Origin of the sequence: Methylobacterium gossipiicola (assembly GCF_900113485.1) — a bacterium.
Taxonomy (GTDB): domain Bacteria; phylum Pseudomonadota; class Alphaproteobacteria; order Rhizobiales; family Beijerinckiaceae; genus Methylobacterium; species Methylobacterium gossipiicola.
On record NZ_FOPM01000020.1, the window covers coordinates 37,523 to 55,594 of the forward strand.

The 18,072-nt window shown below is 69.9% G+C and carries 15 protein-coding genes and 2 tRNA genes; 9 read left to right on the forward strand and 8 right to left on the reverse strand.

Translation table 11 applies throughout. The features are described from left to right. The first annotated feature begins 91 nt into the window (after positions 1-91). Entirely contained in the window at positions 92-2,740 is a 2,649-nt protein-coding gene (gene alaS, locus BM249_RS16070) for an alanine--tRNA ligase (RefSeq protein ID WP_091973865.1), read from the forward strand. Positions 2,741-2,755: 15 nt separating this feature from the next. Here alaS and BM249_RS16075 read toward each other — a convergent pair whose 3' ends face one another. Both BM249_RS16075 and BM249_RS16080 read right to left on the reverse strand, forming a co-directional pair. Further along, positions 2,756-3,532, reverse strand: coding sequence for an SDR family NAD(P)-dependent oxidoreductase (locus BM249_RS16075; RefSeq protein ID WP_091973867.1), 777 nt, complete (start codon positions 3,530-3,532; stop codon positions 2,756-2,758). Further along, positions 3,529-3,945 carry a DUF2147 domain-containing protein gene (locus BM249_RS16080; RefSeq protein ID WP_425284842.1) on the reverse strand — a complete coding sequence of 139 codons (417 nt, stop codon included), beginning with the start codon at positions 3,943-3,945 and terminating at the stop codon, positions 3,529-3,531. The genes BM249_RS16075 and BM249_RS16080 overlap by 4 nt, the downstream gene beginning before the upstream one ends. Positions 3,946-4,140: 195 nt before the next feature. Here BM249_RS16080 and rfbC point away from each other — a divergent pair, with 195 nt between their 5' ends. From rfbC to rfbA, 4 genes are read left to right on the forward strand one after another with little or no spacing between them, the layout of a single operon-like run. After that, positions 4,141-4,692 (forward strand): dTDP-4-dehydrorhamnose 3,5-epimerase, encoded by a 552-nt coding sequence (gene rfbC / locus BM249_RS16085; RefSeq protein ID WP_091973874.1) that lies wholly within the window; start codon positions 4,141-4,143, stop codon positions 4,690-4,692. 33 nt (positions 4,693-4,725) lie between these two features. Continuing rightward, positions 4,726-5,784 carry a dTDP-glucose 4,6-dehydratase gene (gene rfbB, locus BM249_RS16090; protein WP_091973877.1) on the forward strand — a complete coding sequence of 353 codons (1,059 nt, stop codon included), beginning with the start codon at positions 4,726-4,728 and terminating at the stop codon, positions 5,782-5,784. Further along, positions 5,785-6,690, forward strand: a complete 906-nt coding sequence (rfbD, locus tag BM249_RS16095) for a dTDP-4-dehydrorhamnose reductase (protein ID WP_091973880.1) — start codon at positions 5,785-5,787, stop codon at positions 6,688-6,690. Beyond that, complete coding sequence (gene rfbA, locus BM249_RS16100) at positions 6,687-7,580, forward strand: glucose-1-phosphate thymidylyltransferase RfbA (protein WP_091973883.1); 894 nt, start codon at positions 6,687-6,689, stop codon at positions 7,578-7,580. Before rfbD ends, rfbA begins: the two co-directional genes overlap by 4 nt. A 173-nt stretch (positions 7,581-7,753) precedes the next feature. On the opposite strand, the gene BM249_RS16105 is transcribed toward rfbA, so the two are convergent. The 4 genes from BM249_RS16105 to BM249_RS16120 all read right to left on the reverse strand — a co-directional run bounded on the left by BM249_RS16105 (position 7,754) and on the right by BM249_RS16120 (position 9,200). After that, complete coding sequence (locus tag BM249_RS16105; protein ID WP_091973886.1) at positions 7,754-8,293, reverse strand: hypothetical protein; 540 nt, start codon at positions 8,291-8,293, stop codon at positions 7,754-7,756. Positions 8,294-8,432: 139 nt separating this feature from the next. Beyond that, positions 8,433-8,508, reverse strand: a tRNA-Ala gene (locus BM249_RS16110). Between the two features lie 51 nt (positions 8,509-8,559). Then, positions 8,560-8,635, reverse strand: a tRNA-Ala gene (locus tag BM249_RS16115). A gap of 175 nt (positions 8,636-8,810) precedes the next feature. After that, positions 8,811-9,200 carry a TIGR02300 family protein gene (locus tag BM249_RS16120; protein WP_091973889.1) on the reverse strand — a complete coding sequence of 130 codons (390 nt, stop codon included), beginning with the start codon at positions 9,198-9,200 and terminating at the stop codon, positions 8,811-8,813. Between the two features lie 257 nt (positions 9,201-9,457). On the opposite strand from BM249_RS16120, the gene aroA reads away from it, so the two are divergent. Beyond that, positions 9,458-10,804 carry a 3-phosphoshikimate 1-carboxyvinyltransferase gene (gene aroA, locus BM249_RS16125; RefSeq protein ID WP_091973892.1) on the forward strand — a complete coding sequence of 449 codons (1,347 nt, stop codon included), beginning with the start codon at positions 9,458-9,460 and terminating at the stop codon, positions 10,802-10,804. Next, entirely contained in the window at positions 10,804-11,445 is a 642-nt protein-coding gene (gene cmk / locus BM249_RS16130; RefSeq protein ID WP_091973894.1) for a (d)CMP kinase, read from the forward strand. Before aroA ends, cmk begins: the two co-directional genes overlap by 1 nt. Before the next feature lie 19 nt (positions 11,446-11,464). Here the strand turns inward: cmk and BM249_RS16135 are convergent, their stop codons facing one another. Together BM249_RS16135 and hrpB are read right to left on the reverse strand one after the other, a co-directional pair. Then, positions 11,465-11,911, reverse strand: a complete 447-nt coding sequence (locus BM249_RS16135; protein WP_091973897.1) for a DUF805 domain-containing protein — start codon at positions 11,909-11,911, stop codon at positions 11,465-11,467. Then, positions 11,908-14,397: an ATP-dependent helicase HrpB gene (gene hrpB / locus BM249_RS16140; RefSeq protein ID WP_425284841.1), complete on the reverse strand. Its 2,490-nt coding sequence runs from the start codon at positions 14,395-14,397 to the stop codon at positions 11,908-11,910. Before hrpB ends, BM249_RS16135 begins: the two co-directional genes overlap by 4 nt. Positions 14,398-14,819: 422 nt before the next feature. Between hrpB and BM249_RS16145 the strand changes: the two genes are divergently transcribed. Both BM249_RS16145 and mutS read left to right on the forward strand, forming a co-directional pair. Then, on the forward strand, positions 14,820-15,122 hold the full coding sequence (locus BM249_RS16145) for a hypothetical protein (RefSeq protein ID WP_091973900.1): 303 nt from the start codon (positions 14,820-14,822) through the stop codon (positions 15,120-15,122). Positions 15,123-15,263: 141 nt separating this feature from the next. Next, a complete protein-coding gene (gene mutS / locus BM249_RS16150) occupies positions 15,264-18,038 on the forward strand; it encodes a DNA mismatch repair protein MutS (RefSeq protein WP_091973903.1) in 2,775 nt (924 codons plus the stop codon). Positions 18,039-18,072: the final 34 nt, after the last annotated feature.

Below are 18,072 nucleotides of genomic sequence, written 5' to 3' on the forward strand. Positions count from 1 at the left end.
GGAACCCTCCGTATGAGACGCCTGCGCGGGCACCGGCCCAAACGGTCGCCTGCACCGACCCGACGGGGCCAAGGATAGAGTCTTTATTGCGATGAGCGGCGTCAACGAGATCCGGTCGACCTTCCTCGACTACTTCGCCCGTGCCGGCCACGAGGTGGTTCCGTCCTCGTCGCTGGTGCCGCGCAACGACCCGACCTTGATGTTCACCAATGCCGGCATGGTGCAGTTCAAGAACGTCTTCACCGGAGTCGAGAAGCGCGCCTACGACCGCGCCGCGACGGCGCAGAAATGCGTTCGCGCCGGTGGCAAGCACAACGACCTCGACAATGTCGGGTACACGGCGCGCCACCATACCTTCTTCGAAATGCTGGGGAATTTTTCCTTCGGCGACTATTTCAAGCCGCAGGCCATCGAGCTCGCCTGGACGCTGATCACCAAGGAATTTGGCCTGTCGAAGGACCGCTTGCTGGTCACGGTCTACGCCGACGACGATGAGGCCGCCGGCCTGTGGCGCAAGATCGCCGGCTTCTCGGACGACCGGATCATCCGCATCGGCACCTCGGACAATTTCTGGCAGATGGGTGACACCGGCCCGTGCGGCCCGTGCTCGGAGATCTTCATCGATCAGGGCCCCGGGCTCCAGGGCGGGCCCCCCGGCTCCCCGGACGAGGACGGCGACCGCTTCCTCGAATTCTGGAACCTCGTGTTCATGCAGTACGAGCAGGTCGAGCCGGGCAACCGCCTCGCCCTGCCGCGCCCGAGCATCGACACCGGCATGGGCCTCGAACGCATGGCCGCCATCCTGCAAGGGGTGACGAGCAACTACGACACCGACCTGTTCCGCGCCCTCATCGACGCCGTGAGCCACGCCGTCGGGCGCCCGCCCGAACCCGCGACCCGCGCTTCCTACCGGGTGATCGCCGATCACCTGCGCGCTTCATCCTTCCTCGTCGCCGACGGCGTGCTGCCGGGCAACGAGGGCCGGGGCTACGTCCTGCGCCGGATCATGCGCCGGGCCATGCGCCACCTCGAACTCCTCGGCTCGCGCGAACCGGTGATGTTCCGCCTCGTGCCGACCCTGGTGCGCGAGATGGGGCAGGCCTATCCCGAACTCGGTCGCGCCGAGGGCCTCATCGCCGAGACCCTGCGGCTGGAGGAGACCCGGTTCCGCCGCACCCTGGAGCGCGGCCTCGCCATCCTGGATGCCGAGACCCGCGATCTCGCCCAGGGTCAGAACCTCTCCGGCGAGACCGCCTTCACCCTCTACGACACCTACGGCTTCCCCCTCGACCTGACGCAGGACGCCTTGAAGGCCCGCGGCATCGGCGTCGACACCGAGGCGTTCGGGGCCGCCATGGAGCGCCAGCGCAAGGCGGCCCGGGCCGCCTGGACGGGCTCGGGCGAGGCCGCCACCGAAACCGTGTGGTACGGGCTCAAGGAGCGTACCGGCGCCACGGAATTCCTGGGCTACGAGACCGAGTCCGCCGAGGGCATCGTGACGGCGCTTCTTCGCGACGGCGCCGAGGTCGAGGCCATCGAGGCGGGGCAGACCGGCCTGGTGCTCGTCAACCAGACGCCGTTCTATGCCGAATCCGGCGGTCAGGTCGGCGACACCGGCACGCTCGCCGCCTCCGGCCTTAAGGCGCGGGTGACCGCCACGGAGAAGAAGCTCGGCGACCTCTTCGTCCACCACGTCACCGTGGACGAGGGCCGGCTCGCCGTGAACCAGGCCGTGGAACTCGCCGTCACGGGCGAGCGCCGCGCCGCCATCCGGGCCAATCATTCGGCGACCCACCTTCTGCACGAGGCCCTGCGTCAGGTGCTCGGCGACCACGTCGCCCAGAAGGGCTCGCTGGTCTCGGCCGAGCGCCTGCGCTTCGACTTCAGCCATCCGAAGCCCCTCGACGAAGCCGAGATCCGCGCCGTGGAGGACATCGCCAACGCGGTCCTCCTTCAGAACACCCCCGTGGTGACGAAGCTCATGGCCCAGGACGAGGCCGTGGCCTCGGGCGCCCGCGCCCTGTTCGGAGAGAAGTACGGCGACGAGGTCCGCGTCGTGTCCATGGGTCCGCCCGGCGAGAACGGAAAAGCATTCTCGGTGGAGCTCTGCGGCGGCACCCATGCGGCGCGCACGGGCGAGATCGGGCAGGTCTCCGTGGTGGCCGAGAGCGCGGTGGGCGCCGGCGTCCGCCGCATCGAGGCCCTGACGGCGGGGGCCGCCCGGCGGTATCGCGCCGAAGAGGCCAAGACCCTGGCGCAGATCGCCGGCCTCCTGAAATCCGCCACCGCCGACGTGCCCGACCGCCTCGCGGCCCTGATCGAGGATCGCCGTCGTCTGGAGCGCGAACTCACGGACGCGCGCAAGAAACTCGCCATGGGCGGTGCCGGGTCGGGCGGTGACGAGATCGCAGAGCTCGGCGGCGTGAAGCTCCTGGCCCGCGTGGTCGAGGGCGTCGAGATGCGCGATCTCAAGTCCCTCGCCGACGAGGGAAAGAACCGGATCGGCTCCGGCATCGTCGCCCTCGTGGGCGTCGCGCCTGACGGGAAGGCCGGTCTCGTCGTTGGCGTCACCGCCGATCTCACGGACCGCTTCGATGCCGTCGCCCTGGTGCGGGCGGGCGCGGGTCATCTCGGTGGCAAGGGCGGCGGCGGCCGCCGCGACATGGCCCAAGCCGGTGGGCCGGAAGGGGCGGGGGCGCAAGCGGCCCTCGATGCGATCCGGGCGACCGTGGCCGGCTGAAAGCCGAGGCGTCGCCTAACCGGGCGACGCCGCCGATCCGGCGAGCAGGCCGCCGTCGATGGTGAGTTCCGCCCCGGTAACGTAGGCGGCCTCATCGGAAGCCAGCATGACGGCCAAAGCCGCGACCTCTTCGGGACGGCCGAAGCGCCGCAGGGGCGTGTCGGCCACGAGGGCGTCCATCCGCGCCTGCCGGTCCGGCCCGGTTCCGAGCATCGGCTCCCACATGGGAGTGAGGATGGCGGCGGGGTGGATCGAATTGCAGCGAATCGCCCATCCCTGCTGGGCGCAGTAGAGCGCCACGGTCTTGGTGTGGTTGCGGATCGCCGCCTTCGACGAGGCATAGGCCGAGGCCCCCGGAATGCCGACGAGGCCCGAGCGCGACGAGATGTTGACGATCGACCCCGTGCCCCGCGTCTTCATCGCCCGGATGGCGTAGCGGCAGCCAAGGAAGGTGCCGTCGAGGTTGACGGCATGAACCACACGCCAATCCGCGAGCGACGCGTGCTCCGGATCGTGCGCGACGATCCCGTCCTCGAAGCCCGTGACGCCGGCATTGTTCACCAGCACGTCGAGGGTCGGAACCGCCACCGCGAGGGCGTCCCAATCCGCCTCCCTGCTGACATCAAGGGGCAGGGCTTCGCAGCCGATGGCGATCGCCGTTTGCGATACCGCCGCACCGTCCTTGTCCGTCGCGACGACGCGGGCGCCCTCGCGATGAAAAGCCTCGGCGATGGCGCGGCCGATGCCACGCGCCGCTCCGGTGACGACGCAGGTCTTTCCCGACAGCCTCAATTCACTCGCTTCCACGTCTGGGTTTTGCAGAACACACTCATGACGCAGCCCGAGACCTCGACGGTGTTCGGACCCTTGGGGACCATGGAACCCGCGTAGGTCTTGCCGTCCTTCGGGTTGTACAGCGTGCCCTCGAAACCGTCGCCCTTGGGCCGGTTGGCGTTCATGATCTGCACGCCGACGAGCTTGCGGCCCTTGAGCGAGGCATCGGGATTCTGAGTGTCGAGGCCGGGGCCGGACACGCTCGCCAGGGTGCCGCAATAGCCGGCGCCGCAGCGGGCGATGCGGACCTTGGAATCACCGGTCTCGGTGAGCCAGAGGCCGGTGGGATCGCCCGCGTTCTGGGCGGATGCCGGGCCCGCCAGGGCGAGGATAAGGCTTCCCAGGGCAGCGCAGGCCAGCCGGTTCGTCATGGTCATCGTCCACTGTCTCCTGAGGGCGCGCCCCGCGCGGTCGAGGGGCATAGCGTAGGGCCGGTCGCACGGGCAAGCATTCCGTCCTACGTGCCACCCGTCTTGCCTATGGAGGCTCGGCACAGCCTTGACATCCCGGCCGGAACCCCGGCCTAGGACGGTTCTAATTCGAGATGTTGCGAGGATTGATCCACCATGCGGGTGATCGAAACCGAGATCGCGGCGGTCAAGCGCGTCGTTCCGAACCGCTTCGGCGACGACCGGGGCTGGTTCTCCGAGACATTCCGGGTCGACACCCTGGCGGCCGGCGGCATCGACGTACCGTTCGTGCAGGACAACCAGTCCTTCTCTGCGCAGGCCGGCACAGTGCGCGGTCTGCATTTCCAGCTCGCACCCGCCGCGCAGGCGAAGCTTGTGCGGGTGCTCGCCGGCTCCATCCTTGATGTCGCCGTGGACCTGCGCCGCGACAGCCCGACTTTTGCACGCCACGTTGCCGTGACCCTCGATGCCAAGGGCGGCGAGCAGCTCTATGTTCCAGCGGGCTTCGCCCACGGCTTCTGCACCCTGGAGCCCGACACCATGGTGGCCTACAAGGTCAGCGCCTATTATAGCGCGGCCCATGACCGGAACCTAATCTGGAACGATCCCGATCTGGCGATCGCCTGGCCGGTGGACGAGGCAGCGGCCGTCCTGTCGGACAAGGACCGCGCCGCCCCGCGCTTCGCCGATCTCGGCACCGTGTTCTGACAACAAGACATCGACGCTGAGGAGACGACACGCATGCGCATCCTAGTCACCGGCGGCTGCGGCTTCATCGGCTCCGCCCTCGTCCTGCACCTCGTTCAGGATCTCGGTCACGACGTCGTCACCCTCGACGCCCTGACCTACGCGGCCAACCCCGTCTCCCTGGCGCCCCTCGCGGACAACCCCCGGCATCGCCTCGTGGAAGCCGACATCTGCGACCCGAAGGCCGTTCACGCGCTCTACGCCGAGTTCCGGCCGGACGCGGTGATGCATCTCGCCGCCGAGAGCCACGTCGATCGCTCCATCACCGATCCGGGCGCGTTCATCCGCACCAACGTGGTCGGCACCCAGGTGATGCTCGACGGCGCCCGTACCTACTGGGACGGGCTCGACGGCGCCGCCAAGGCCGCATTCCGCTTCCTTCACGTCTCCACCGACGAGGTCTACGGCTCCCTGCCGCCGGACGGTTTCTTCACGGAGGAGAGCCGCTACGATCCGCGCTCGCCCTATTCGGCTTCGAAGGCGGCCTCCGACCATCTGGCACGGGCCTGGCACGAGACCTACGGCCTGCCGGTGCTCATCACGAACTGCTCGAACAATTACGGGCCGCGGCACTTCCCGGAAAAACTCATCCCCTTGATGATTCTCAACGCCTTGGAGGGCAAGAACCTGCCCGTCTACGGCGACGGGCTCAACGAGCGCGACTGGATCCACGTCGAGGACCACGCCCGCGGCCTCGTCGCCGTGCTGGAGCGGGGGTGCCTCGGTGAGACCTACCTGCTCGGCGGGCGTTCCGTGCGCAACAACCTCGCGGTGGTGAAGGGGCTCTGCGCCGCCTTCGACCGCCTGCGCCCCGAGAATGCACCCCACGACCGCCTCATCACCTACGTGGCCGACCGCCCCGGCCACGACCGGCGCTACGCCATCGACCCGTCGAAGGCGGAGGCCGAGGTGAACTGGACGCCGACGAAGAACTTCGAGACGGCCCTGGAAGAGACCGTGCGGTGGTACCTCGACAACGAGGCGTGGTGGCGCCCCATCCGCGAGGGCCGCTACACCGGCGAACGCCTCGGCCTCGGCACGAAGGCCTCCTAAATGGACATCCTCGTTCTCGGCGGTGCGGGTCAGGTCGGCACCGAACTGCAGGCCCATGCCTGGCCGGAGGGCGTACGGGTGGACGCACCCGACCGCTCGGCCCTCGACATCACCGATCCCGAAGCGATCGCCCGCGCCTTTGATGCCAAAAGCTATGCGGCGGTCATCAACACAGCCGCCTACACCGCCGTGGACAAGGCCGAATCCGACGTCGTCGCGGCGTGGCGCCTTAACGCGCTCGCCCCCGCGATTCTCGCGGAAGCGACGCGGCACCGGGGTATCCCCCTCGTCCATGTCTCGACGGATTACGTCTTCGACGGTGACGGCGCGGGCGATTACGAACCCGACGCGCCCGTGAACCCCCGCAGCGTCTACGGCGCCAGCAAGGCGGCGGGCGAGATGGCGGTGCGCACAGCCAACCCACGCCACGCCATCCTGCGCACGGCCTGGGTGGTGAGCCCGCACCGGGGCAACTTCGTCAAGACCATGCTGCGCCTCGCGGCCGAGCGGGACGCCCTGACCGTAGTGGACGATCAGCACGGCTGCCCGACCTCGGCCACCGACCTCGCTGCCGCCTGCGCTCAGATCGCCCTGCGGCTCGCCGCCGACGCGGACGCCCCCACGGGCACGTTCCACTGCGTCAATGCCGGCTCGACCACGTGGCGTGGGTTTGCGCAAGCCATCGTGGCGGGCTCCGCCGCGCGCGGCGGCCGCTCCGTTCCCGTCACAGGCATCCCCACCAGCGCCTACCCGACCCCGGCCCGGCGTCCGGCCAATTCCCGCCTGTCGACGGCGAGCCTCACGGCGGCCTACGGCCTCGCACCGCGCCCGTGGCAAGCCGCCCTCGACGACATCCTCGACCGGCTCGTGGGGCCGGCTCAGACCAACACGGAGACACGGGCATGAAGGGCATCGTCCTCGCCGGTGGATCGGGCACGCGCCTGCACCCGGCCACCCTGTCGATCAACAAGCAGCTGTTGCCGGTCTATGACAAGCCGATGATCTACTACCCGGTCTCGGTGTTAATGCTCGCCGGCATCCGCGAGATCCTGATCATCTCCTCGCCCGAGCACCTGGACAACTATAAGCGCCTGTTCGGCACCGGCGAGCAGTTCGGCCTGACCTTCACCTATGCCGTTCAGCCTCGCCCCGAAGGGCTGGCCCAGGCCTTCGTAATCGGCCGCGACTTCGTGGGCCAGGACGACGTCGCCCTCGTGCTCGGCGACAATCTGTTCTTCGGCAACGGGATGAGCGAACTCCTCACCCGGGCGCGCGACCGGAAGGCGGGCGCCACGGTGTTCGCCTATCACGTCGACAATCCGGCGGCCTACGGCGTCGTCACCCTCGACAAGCAGGGGCGCCCCTTGCGCCTCGTCGAGAAGCCGCCGGAGCCGGAGAGCCCCTGGGCGGTCACGGGACTGTACTTCTACGACAATCAGGTCCTCGACATCGCCGCCGCCGTGACACCGTCGGCCCGGGGCGAACTCGAGATTACGAGCGTCAACCAAGCCTATCTCGAGATGGGCCAGCTCCATGTCGAGCGGATGTCGCGGGGCTACGCCTGGCTCGACACCGGAACCCATGACAGCCTGCTGGAAGCGGCCGAGTTCGTCCGGACCCTACAGCACCGTCAGGGTCTTCAGGTGGCCTGTCTGGAGGAGATCGCCTACCTCCAGGGCTTCATCGACAAGGAGCAGCTCATCGCCCGGGGAAATCTCTTCGCCAAGACCGCCTACGGCCAGAACCTGCTGCGTCTGGCCAAGGACGACACCTTTGCGGAGTTCGCCGCGCGCTGAGCGAGGTCGGGTTCATCCCGAAGGGCGACGGCTCCACGGAGCCGTCGCGGGTAAACCCGTTTCGTCTCCTGAACCTCTTCACGGGCTCCACGCCACGGCATGGCGCCGCCCCCCGGCGCTGCATTGCCCCCGTCGGCTCATTCGCGTGACGCCGCCGGGCGCGGCGCCCCAGCCTATCGCCGCAAAACCCCCCCGAAATACGTCTCCTCCACCGCGCAGAACGGCACGCCGTCCGGGGTCGCCAGGAGAGCCGTTACGGTAAACAGCGCCATATCGGGCTCAGGGTCTGCCCCGACCGCGCACAGGGTCCGCAGGTCGAGGGTTCGGCGGGTCGGAGCCAGCGCGTTCACCACCCGGCCAAACGGCACCTCCGTCGTGTCGAGGCTGCGATTCATGGCCGGGGTGAGGCGGGCCGGGACGTACCAATTGTCCGCCATCGAGAGAACGTAAGGCCCGCAGACGAGGCGGACGCGGCGGTGGCGCACGGTCTCGCCGGCCGCGAGATTGAAATGGTCACGCTGCGCGGCCTCGGGCGGCCGCTCGCATCCTGGAAGACGCTCGGCCCGGAGCTGGGCGTCGGGGAAACCGCGCTCGGCGCACCAATCCTCCAAGATAGCGGTGGCGCTGGACCCGGTGAGAAGCCGCGCGGTGAGAACCGCAACGAGGCTCTGCGCCGAAGCTTCGCGCTGCGGTCGATCCACGGGTTGGTTCATGATCGGGGGAATCGAGTCGACATCGGAAACCGGGCTACGGACGCACGATCACGGCGGTCCTTCGTCCGTCCCGCGCCGTTACGGCAGAGCCGAGGGGCGGATGTCCGTTGCGATGAAGGTGTTGTAAGACGGACCAGACTGGTGGAGCCTAACGGGATCGAACCGATGACCTCTTCCATGCCATGGAAGCGCTCTCCCAGCTGAGCTAAGGCCCCAATCTTGATCGTCTGGTCTTGTCTACGTCTGCCGGCCTTTGGGAAAGCCGATGGTGGAGCCTAACGGGATCGAACCGATGACCTCTTCCATGCCATGGAAGCGCTCTCCCAGCTGAGCTAAGGCCCCGTTTCCGCCTCCAAACTCAGCCGTTAAGCTGTTTTCGAGAGCGTTTCGACCGGCCTCCGAAGTGGCGGCCGGCGATGGCGGTTCTATATTCGCCCGCCGCCTCGGCCTCAACCCCCTTTCTCATCGGCCGGCAAAGTTTTTACCGGCCGGGACGAAACGAGGGGGAGGGGAGGGATCAGCCTTCCTCGTCGTTCTCGAGGTCGCCGTCGATGAGATCGGCCACATCGTCATCGCCGGCATCTTCTTCCTCGAGGAAGGTGTCGTCGCCATCGGCGCCGTCGGCATCTGTGTCGTCGGTCACGGTATCGGCGTCATCGTCACCCGCCTCGACCTCGTCGAGGGAGACGATCTCGGGGCCGCCCTTCTCGGCGTCGGTGTCCTCGTCGTCATCGGCCGGCACGGAGGCCGAGCGCGAGGCGAGGGCGGGGGCGGCGACGCGGGACGTGGCGGCGGCCTGATAGATCGTGCCGCATTTCGGGCAGGTGGCCGGGTCCTTGTCGAGGTCGTAGAACTTGGCGCCGCAGCTCATGCATTGACGCTTCAAGCCGAGTTCCGGTCTGGCCACGGGCGAACCTCTAAAGTCGATTTTGGGGGAGGCGCCCCGTTAGTCGCGCGCAAGGCTCCTGTCAAATGCGGTGGACCGCTTCGGGATGGACGGGCGCCGCCCTCTTGGGGATCGCGCCGAAACCAGCTCGGATGACGTGGCCGGCGCTGCATGGTAACCGGCCTGTCGCGAGCGGGCCTCGAACCCGGTTCCCGCGCGGTGTCCCGGGCCTTTGTCCGGGCACGACACACGCTGAACGAAACCCCGAGTCCCTGCCCGTGTCACACGACCTTCCTCCCCAGCCCCTCACCGCCACGGCCGGCCTCGCCCTCCAGGGCGCGCTGCGTCCGCCGGGCGACAAGTCGATCTCGCATCGGGCGATGATCCTCGGGCTGCTCAGCATCGGCGAGACCCGCGTCGAGGGGTTGCTGGAAGGCGACGACGTCCTGCGCACCGCCGCCGCGGCGCAGGCCCTCGGCGCCACGGTGGAGCGCCTCGGCGAAGGTCAATGGCGCATCGTCGGCGTCGGGCTCGGCGGCCTCTCCGACCCGGAGGGCGTCCTCGATTTCGGCAATGCCGGCACCGGATCGCGCCTAATGATGGGCGTCGTCGGCGGCCAGCCGGTTACCGCGACGTTCGACGGCGATGCTTCCCTCCGCAAGCGGCCCATGCGGCGCATCCTCGATCCCCTGGTCCGCATGGGCACCGAGGTGGTCAGCGAGGAAGAGGGCGGCCGTGTGCCCCTGACCCTGCGCGGCCCCCGCGAGGCGATTCCCGTCACGTACGAGACACCGGTGGCCTCGGCGCAGATCAAGTCGGCCGTGCTGCTCGCCGGCCTTAACGCCCCGGGCGTCACCACGGTGATCGAGGCGGCGGCCACCCGCGACCATACGGAACGGATGCTGCGCCTGTTCGGCGCCCATGTCGAGGTCACAGCCCATGGGCCGGAGGGCCATGGCCGCACCATCGCGCTCACCGGCCAGCCGACCTTGAGGGGAACCGACGTGGTGGTCCCGGCCGATCCCTCCTCGGCGGCCTTCCCCCTCGTCGCGGCACTCATCGTGCCGGGCTCGGAGGTGACCATCAAGGGCGTGATGATGAACCCCCTGCGCACGGGCCTCATCACCACCCTCATCGAGATGGGCGCCGACATCGAGCGCCTGCGCGAGCGCGAGGAGGGCGGCGAGACCGTGGCGGACCTGCGGGTGCGCGCGAGCCGCCTGAAGGGCGTGGACGTGCCGCCGGAGCGGGCGCCCGCCATGATCGACGAGTACCCGATCCTCGCCGTCGCGGCGGCCTTCGCCGACGGCACCACCCGGATGAACGGCCTGCACGAATTAAGGGTCAAGGAATCCGACCGCCTCGCCGCCGTGGCCGATGGCCTGAAGGCCAACGGCATCGCCCACGTCATCGAGGGCGACGACCTCGTGGTGCATGGCGACGGCACGGCGCCGAAGGGCGGCGGCACGGTCGCGACGCATCTCGACCACCGCATCGCCATGGCGTTCCTCGTCCTGGGTCTTGCCACCCGCGAGCCCGTCACCGTAGATGACGGCGCCATGATCGCCACGAGCTTCCCGAGCTTCCTGCCGACCATGCAGGCGCTGGGCGGGCGGATCGCGTGATGGGCGACATTCCCCTCGTCATCGCCATCGACGGCCCGGCCGCCTCCGGCAAGGGCACGCTCGCCAAGCGGCTCGCCGCCCATTACGGCCTGCCACACCTCGACACCGGCCTGCTGTACCGCGCCGTGGCCCTCACGGTCCTCGACGCCGGCTACAGTATCGACGATCACGCCGCCGCCGCCCGGGCCGCCGCGACCCTGATCGCCGATCGCCTCGCCGATCCGCGCCTGCGCGACCGGGCCATGGGCGAAGCCGCCTCGCGGGTCTCATCGGTGCCGGCGGTGCGGGCCGCCCTCCTCGCCTGGCAGCAGCGTTTCGCCGGCAACGCCACGGGCGCGGTCCTCGACGGGCGCGACATCGGCACCGTGGTCTGCCCCCACGCGCGGGTGAAGCTGTTCATCACGGCGGCGCCCGAGGAGCGGGCGCGTCGCCGCCACCTCGAACTCCAGCGCCGGGGCGAGAGCACGAGCCTCGGAGCGATCCTCGACGACATCGTCGCCCGCGACGCCCGCGACGCCCAGCGCTCGACGGCGCCGCTCAAGGCGGCGGCGGATGCCGTCCTCCTCGACACCACGGAACTCGATGCCGACGCCGCCTTCGCGGCGGCGCGGGCGGTGGTGGACGGCGCAAGGCCGCACTGACGGGCGCCCGGACCGCCGCCTACCCCGGCGGGGGCGGTCCGAACCGGTTGGGGCCGGGGGTGCCCGCGCGCAGGAGCGTCTCGACGACGAACCAAGCGGAAAAGCCGAGCATTGCCAGGAGCGCGTTGAGCACGAGGATGGGTCGGGTATCGACCCATCGTTCGAGGGGCGCGAAGCCGAGGGCCTGCACGAATCCCCAGGCGACGAGCCAACCGGCCGAGCGGTCGCGATCGTGCAGGCGCCGCGCCGTGGCCGCGAGGACGACGAGCCCCAGAATCGGAAGCGCCGTCACCACGGCGATGGCCGGACCGCGTGCGCTCGAAGCCGCGAGCCAGATGGCGAGGCAGAGCAGGCCGGCACCATAGAGAAGGCCCCGGACGACGAAGGCTCGATAAGCCCGCGCCGACATCCGGCCACGGGGATCGAGGGCGTGGCCAACCCGCCGAAGGCCCGTCGCGATCCTCATGTCCCGCGTGGCTTCACCCGCCGGGTCGGCGGTTCGGCCACGGGGTCCTCCGGCCAGGGGTGGCGGGGATAGCGGCCCCGCATCTCGGAGCGCACGGCGCTCCACGACCCGCGCCAGAAGCCCGGCAGGTCACGGGTGATCTGGATCGGCCGCGAGGCCGGGGAGAGCAGGTGCAGGACGAGGGGCACCCGCCCGCCCGCGATGGCGGGATGGCGCTCCAATCCGAACAGTTCCTGCACGCGGACGGCGAGCACCGGCCCGCCCTCGGCATCGTAGTCGAGGGCGATGCGCGAACCCGTCGGCACTTCGAAATGGATCGGCGCCTCCGTGTCGAGGCGGGCGCGCAGGTCCCACGGCAGCAGGGCGTGGAGCGCCCGCCCGAGATCGTCGGCCGTGACGGCGTCGAGGCTCGCGCGCCCGACGATCTCGGGCGCCAGCCACACGCCCGCCGTCGCCGTCAGAATATCGTCGGAAAGGTCCGGCCATGCGGGATCGGCTTTGCGCAGGAAGCGCAGGCGCGCGAGCCACTGCGACAGGGCGGGCGTCCACGGCAGAACCGCGAGCCCCAATTCCGCGATGCCCTGCGCTAGGATGACGGCGGATTCGGCATCCGCCGGCACCGGAAGAATGCGCTCGCCAAGGGTGAGCGAGCCGAGGCGGCGTTGGGCCCGCGCCCGCAAGGCCCGGGCGCCCTTGTCGAACGTCACCTGCGTCACGGAGGCGATGCGCTCGGGAAACAGGGCCTCGATGGCGTCCAGGGTGATGGGCGCCGCCGCGAGGATGCGGGCGTTGGCGGCGGTGCCGACGAGGTCGGCCACGACGAGGAACGGTTCGCGAGCCAGCGCCAGGGCCGGGTCGAGACGCCCGGCGCGGCCGTTGACCATGACGAACTCGCCATCGCGGCCCCGCGCCCGGGCCACCCGGTCGGGATACGCGAGGGCGAGGAGGGGGCCGGGCTCGTCGAGCGCGACGGCCTGCCCCGTCGGTTCGGCGGCGAACCCCCGCGCCTGATTCGCCCATCCCTCGGCGAGGCGACGCATATCCTGGGCGCGTTGGCCGCGATCGCGGGTATGGCGCTCCACCCGGTCGCCGAGATCGACGGCATCGCCGCCGAGGCCGCGTTCGACCAGTACGGCGGCCAGCGCGGCCGCTTCGCGGGCCCGACCCCGGGCGGCCGCCTGCACCACCATCCGGGCGAGGCGTGGCGGCAGGGGCAGGGCGCGAAGAGCCACCCCCATGGGGGTGAGGCGCCCATCGGCATCGAGGGCGTCCAAAACCCGCAGCATGGCGCGGGCTTCCGCCAGGGCCGAGGCCGGGGGCGGATCGAGGAAGGCCAGGGTGGTGGGGTCGGCCACGCCCCAGGCGGCGCAATCGAGGAGTAGGCCCGCGAGGTCGGCGGCGAGGATTTCCGGGCGCCCGAACGGCTCGAGGGCGCTCGTCGCGGCCTCGGCCCACAGGCGGTGGCAAACCCCCGGCTCGGTGCGCCCGGCACGACCCCGGCGCTGATCGACGGAGGCGCGGGAGGCCCGCGCGGTGACGAGGCGGGTAAGTCCGAGGCCCGGCTCGTAGACCGGCACCCGCGACAGACCGGAATCGACCACGATCCGCACCCCCTCGATGGTCAGGGAGGTTTCGGCGATGCTGGTGGCGAGCACCACCTTGCGACGGCCGGTGGAGGCGGGCGCGATGGCGCGATCCTGCTCGGTCGGCGTCAGGGCGCCGTACAGGGGGGCGATGTCGGTGGTGTCGTCGACCCGCTCGGCCAGCAGGGTCGCGACCCGGCGGATCTCGCCTTGCCCCGGCAGGAAGGCCAGGACGGAGCCCGGATCGGCCCGCAGCGCCCGGGCGATGGCGTCCGTCATCGCCTCTTCGATGCGCTGGTTCGGATCGCGACCGCTGTAGCGGGTTTCGACCGGATAGGCGCGTCCTTCCGATTCCACCACGGGCGCGTCGCCGAGCAATCCGGCGACGCGGGCGCCGTCGAGGGTCGCCGACATCACGAGAAGGCGAAGATCGTTCCGCAACGCGCCCTGCGCATCGAGGGCGAGGGCGAGGCCGAGATCGGCGTCGAGGGAGCGTTCGTGGAACTCGTCGAACAGCACGGCCCCGATCCCGGTGAGTTCGGGATCGTCGAGGATCATGCGGGTGAAGACGCCCTCCGTCACCACCTCGATGCGGGTGCGCGCCGAGATCTTCGAGCCGAGGCGGACCCGCAGGCCCACGGTGTCACCGACCCGCTCGCCCAGGGTCCGGGCCATGCGCTCGGCCGCGCCCCGGGCGGCGAGGCGGCGCGGTTCCAGGAGGATGATCTTAGCGCCGTCGAGCCAGGTGGCCTCGAGGAGCGCCAGGGGCACGCGGGTGGTCTTGCCGGCCCCCGGCGGAGCCACGAGCACACAGGCGTTGCACGCGGCGAGCGTCGTCGCGAGGGTGGGAAGAACCGCCTCGATGGGCAGATCGCGGGAGGGAGCGGGACCGGACGACATCATCCGGCTCGTGCCGCGAACCGGTCCCAACCGCAAGACGGCGGGATAGCGAGCCCCCAGGGAGCGCCGATGCGGCGCCCTCTATCGCGGTCCGTCGTCGTCTTTCTTGTACCTGCGAGGATGGCTCTCACACGAAATCTTGATCGGCCTACTCCATGATGCGGCAAGCTGGCTCGAAGCAGAAAAACGTATTTTTCATTGAAATCCTTGCGTTTCTTATTTTAGCAAGGCGCGATGGAGACAAACATGCTCCCGATGCCCTCTGTGAACAGGGCAATGGCGATTTATTCCTCTCCGCCCGAACAAACCCATTCACCAAGTCTGGGGGTTACAAACAAAGATCGTGCCGCATCGAGGGAACGGAACGCCGAACGGCGAATTGATGCCGCGACGCCCGCTCGGGGCATCGACGAAAGACGAACCGCATGACCAAGATCGCCATCGCCCTCGCTGCCAGCACGCTCCTCGGCGCGTTCGGCATGACCGCCGTCTCCGCCGCTCCGGCCATGCCGGTCGGTGCCCCGATCGTGGCTGGCGACCACTCCGTCGAGCAGGTGGCAAGCCGTCATCGCCATTATCAGGGCATGCGCTACCGCGGCATGGGTCACGGCCGCCACATGCATCGCCGCCCGGTCTCGCGCATGAGCAGCAACCCGAATTCGCGCAACCCGCAGCAGCCGGGTTACATGCAGCAGAAGGGCCAGACCACGGGCGGCCCCCGCTACTGAGATTTCGGTTCGACCGTTTCGAGGGGCCGGTGCGCGAGCGCCGGCCCTTTCCGTTTGGGCCGGTGGCTTGTCCACCCTTCTCCCCAGCCGGAATCGGCGCGTGTGCTGATCAGGAGCCGAGGCGTCTGCTAGGCTGCCGCCATGTCACAGCGCCCAGCGACGTCCCCGCGTCCCGTCCGTTCGGTCCCGAAGACCGGCGCCGCCCCTTCTGATTACACCACCAGCGCGGCGGTGCTCGACACGGCCGGCGCGACGCCGATGATGGCGCAGTACATCGAGATCAAGGCGGCCAACACCGATTGCCTGCTGTTCTACCGGATGGGCGATTTCTACGAGTTGTTCTTCGAGGACGCGGAGATCGCGTCCCGGGCGCTCGGCATCGTCCTGACCAAGCGCGGCAAGCATGGCGGTGCCGATATCCCCATGTGCGGCGTGCCGGTGGAACGCGCCGACGACTATCTCAGCCGCCTCATCGCCCTCGGCCACCGCGTCGCCGTCTGCGCCCAGACCGAGGACCCGGCGGAAGCCAAGAAGCGCGGCCCGAAATCCGTGGTCCGACGCGAGGTGGTGCGCCTCGTCACCCCCGGCACCATCACGGAAGACCGGCTCCTCGATCCGGCGCGGGCCAACATCCTCCTCGCCATCGGCCGTATCAGGATCGGAGCCGGCAAGACCGAGGCCGACCAAGTCTACGGTCTCGCGGCCCTCGACATCTCGACGGGCCGCTTCGCCTTGAGCGAAGTGCCGGGTCCAGAGCTCGCCTCGGCCATCGCCCGGCACGAGCCGCGCGAGATCGTCCTGTCGGAGACCATCCACGCCGATCCCGCCCTGGCCCGCCTGTGGCGCGAGATTCCCGCCCCGGTGACGCCCCTGGCCCAGGCCGAGTTGGAGCCGGCGGCGGCGGAGCGGCGGATCAAGGCGCAGTTCGGCGTCTCCACCCTCGACGGGTTCGGCCAGTTCGGCCGGGCCGAGATCGCGGCGGCCGGCGCGGCCCTCCTCTACATCGAGCGGACGCAGATCGGGGTCCGCCCGACCCTTTCACCGCCGGTCCGCGAGGCGAGCGGGGCGACGCTGGCCATCGACGCCTCGACCCGGGCGAACCTCGAACTCACCCGCACCCTGTCGGGCGAGCGCAGGGGCAGTCTCCTCGACGCCATCGACCGGACGGTCTCGGCGAGCGGCGCGCGGCTCCTCGCCGAACACCTCGCCGGTCCGCTCACGAACCTCGACGCCATCCGGCGTCGCCATGCGGCGGTGGCGTGGCTCGCCGAGCAGGGCGTCTCGCGAAAAGCCTTCCGGGAGATCCTCGCCCGCGCGCCCGACCTCGCCCGCGCCCTGTCGCGCCTCGGCCTCGGGCGGGGCGGCCCGCGCGATCTCGCGGCGCTTCGCGACGGTCTCGACGCCGCGCAAGCTCTCGCCAGCCATCTCGCGGCCCTCGACGCCCTACCGGACGACCTCGCCACCCTCGGAAAGCGCCTGAAAAAGGTCGACGCCGCCCTGGTGGCGCATTTACGCGCGGCCCTCGCCGACGACCTGCCGCTCAAGCGCACGGACGGGGGCTTCGTCCGGGAAGGCTATTCGCCGGAGATCGACGAGTGCCGCCTGCTCGGCCAGGATTCCCGCAAGGTCATCGCCGCCCTCCAGGCGCGCTACGCCGAGGAGACCGCCTGCCGGACCCTGCGGATCAAGCACAACAACATGCTCGGCTATTACATCGAGGTGCCGCAGGCCGTCGGTGAGACCTGCCTCAAGGGGGTGATGCGCGAGACCTTCATCCACCGCCAGACCATGGTGGACGCCATGCGCTTCACCAGCGTCGAACTCGGCGATCTCGAAGGGCGCATCTCGGGGGCCACGGACCGGGCGCTCGCCCTGGAAACGGCGGTGTTCGACGGACTCTGCGGCGAAGTCCTGGCCCAGGCCGCCGCCATCGCGGAGGTGGCCGACGCCCTCGCCGCCCTCGACGTCGCCGCCTCCCACGCCGACCTCGCCGTGGAACGCGATTGGCGCCGCCCCGTGGTCGATGACGGCTACGGCTTCACCGTGACGGGCGGCCGCCACCCCGTGGTCGAAGCCGCCCTGCGCCTGTCGGGCGAGCCATTCATCGCCAACGATTGCGATCTCTCGGGGGAGGGCCGGGGTCGCATCCGCCTCATCACCGGCCCGAACATGGGCGGCAAATCGACTTTCCTGCGCCAGAACGCCCTCATCGCCGTCCTGGCGCAGATCGGCGCCTTCGTGCCGGCGGCGAGCGCCCGTCTCGGGCTCGTCGACCGCCTGTTCTCGCGCGTCGGCGCCGCCGACGACCTCGCGCGTGGGCAATCGACCTTCATGGTCGAGATGGTGGAGACCGCCGCGATCCTCAATCAGGCTACGCGGCGGTCCCTCGTGATCCTCGATGAGATCGGGCGCGGCACCGCCACCTTCGACGGTCTCTCCATCGCCTGGGCCTGCCTAGAACACCTGCACGAGAAGAACGCCTGCCGCGCCCTGTTCGCCACCCACTTCCACGAATTGACGGCGCTCGGCGAGCGGCTGTCGCACCTCGACAACGCCACCCTGAAGGTGGCCGAGCACAAGGGAACGGTGGTGTTCCTGCACGAGGTGGTGCCGGGCGTCGCCGACCGCTCCTACGGCCTCCAGGTGGCGCGCCTCGCCGGGCTGCCGCCCGGGGTGATCGCACGGGCGGGCGCCATCCTGAAAAACCTCGAGAAATCCGAGCGCGACCGGCCGAACCGCCCACGGATCGACGATCTCCCCTTGTTCGCCGCCCTGTCGGCTCCCCCCATGGAGGAGACGCCACCGGACCGCGAGGACGGCCTGCGCCTCGTTCTCGACGGGATCGACCCCGATACCCTGACCCCGCGCGAAGCCCTCGATGCGCTCTATCGTCTGAAGGCGGCGCGGGACACCTGATACCGTCGTCGGGTGATCGACGCCGAGACCGTTT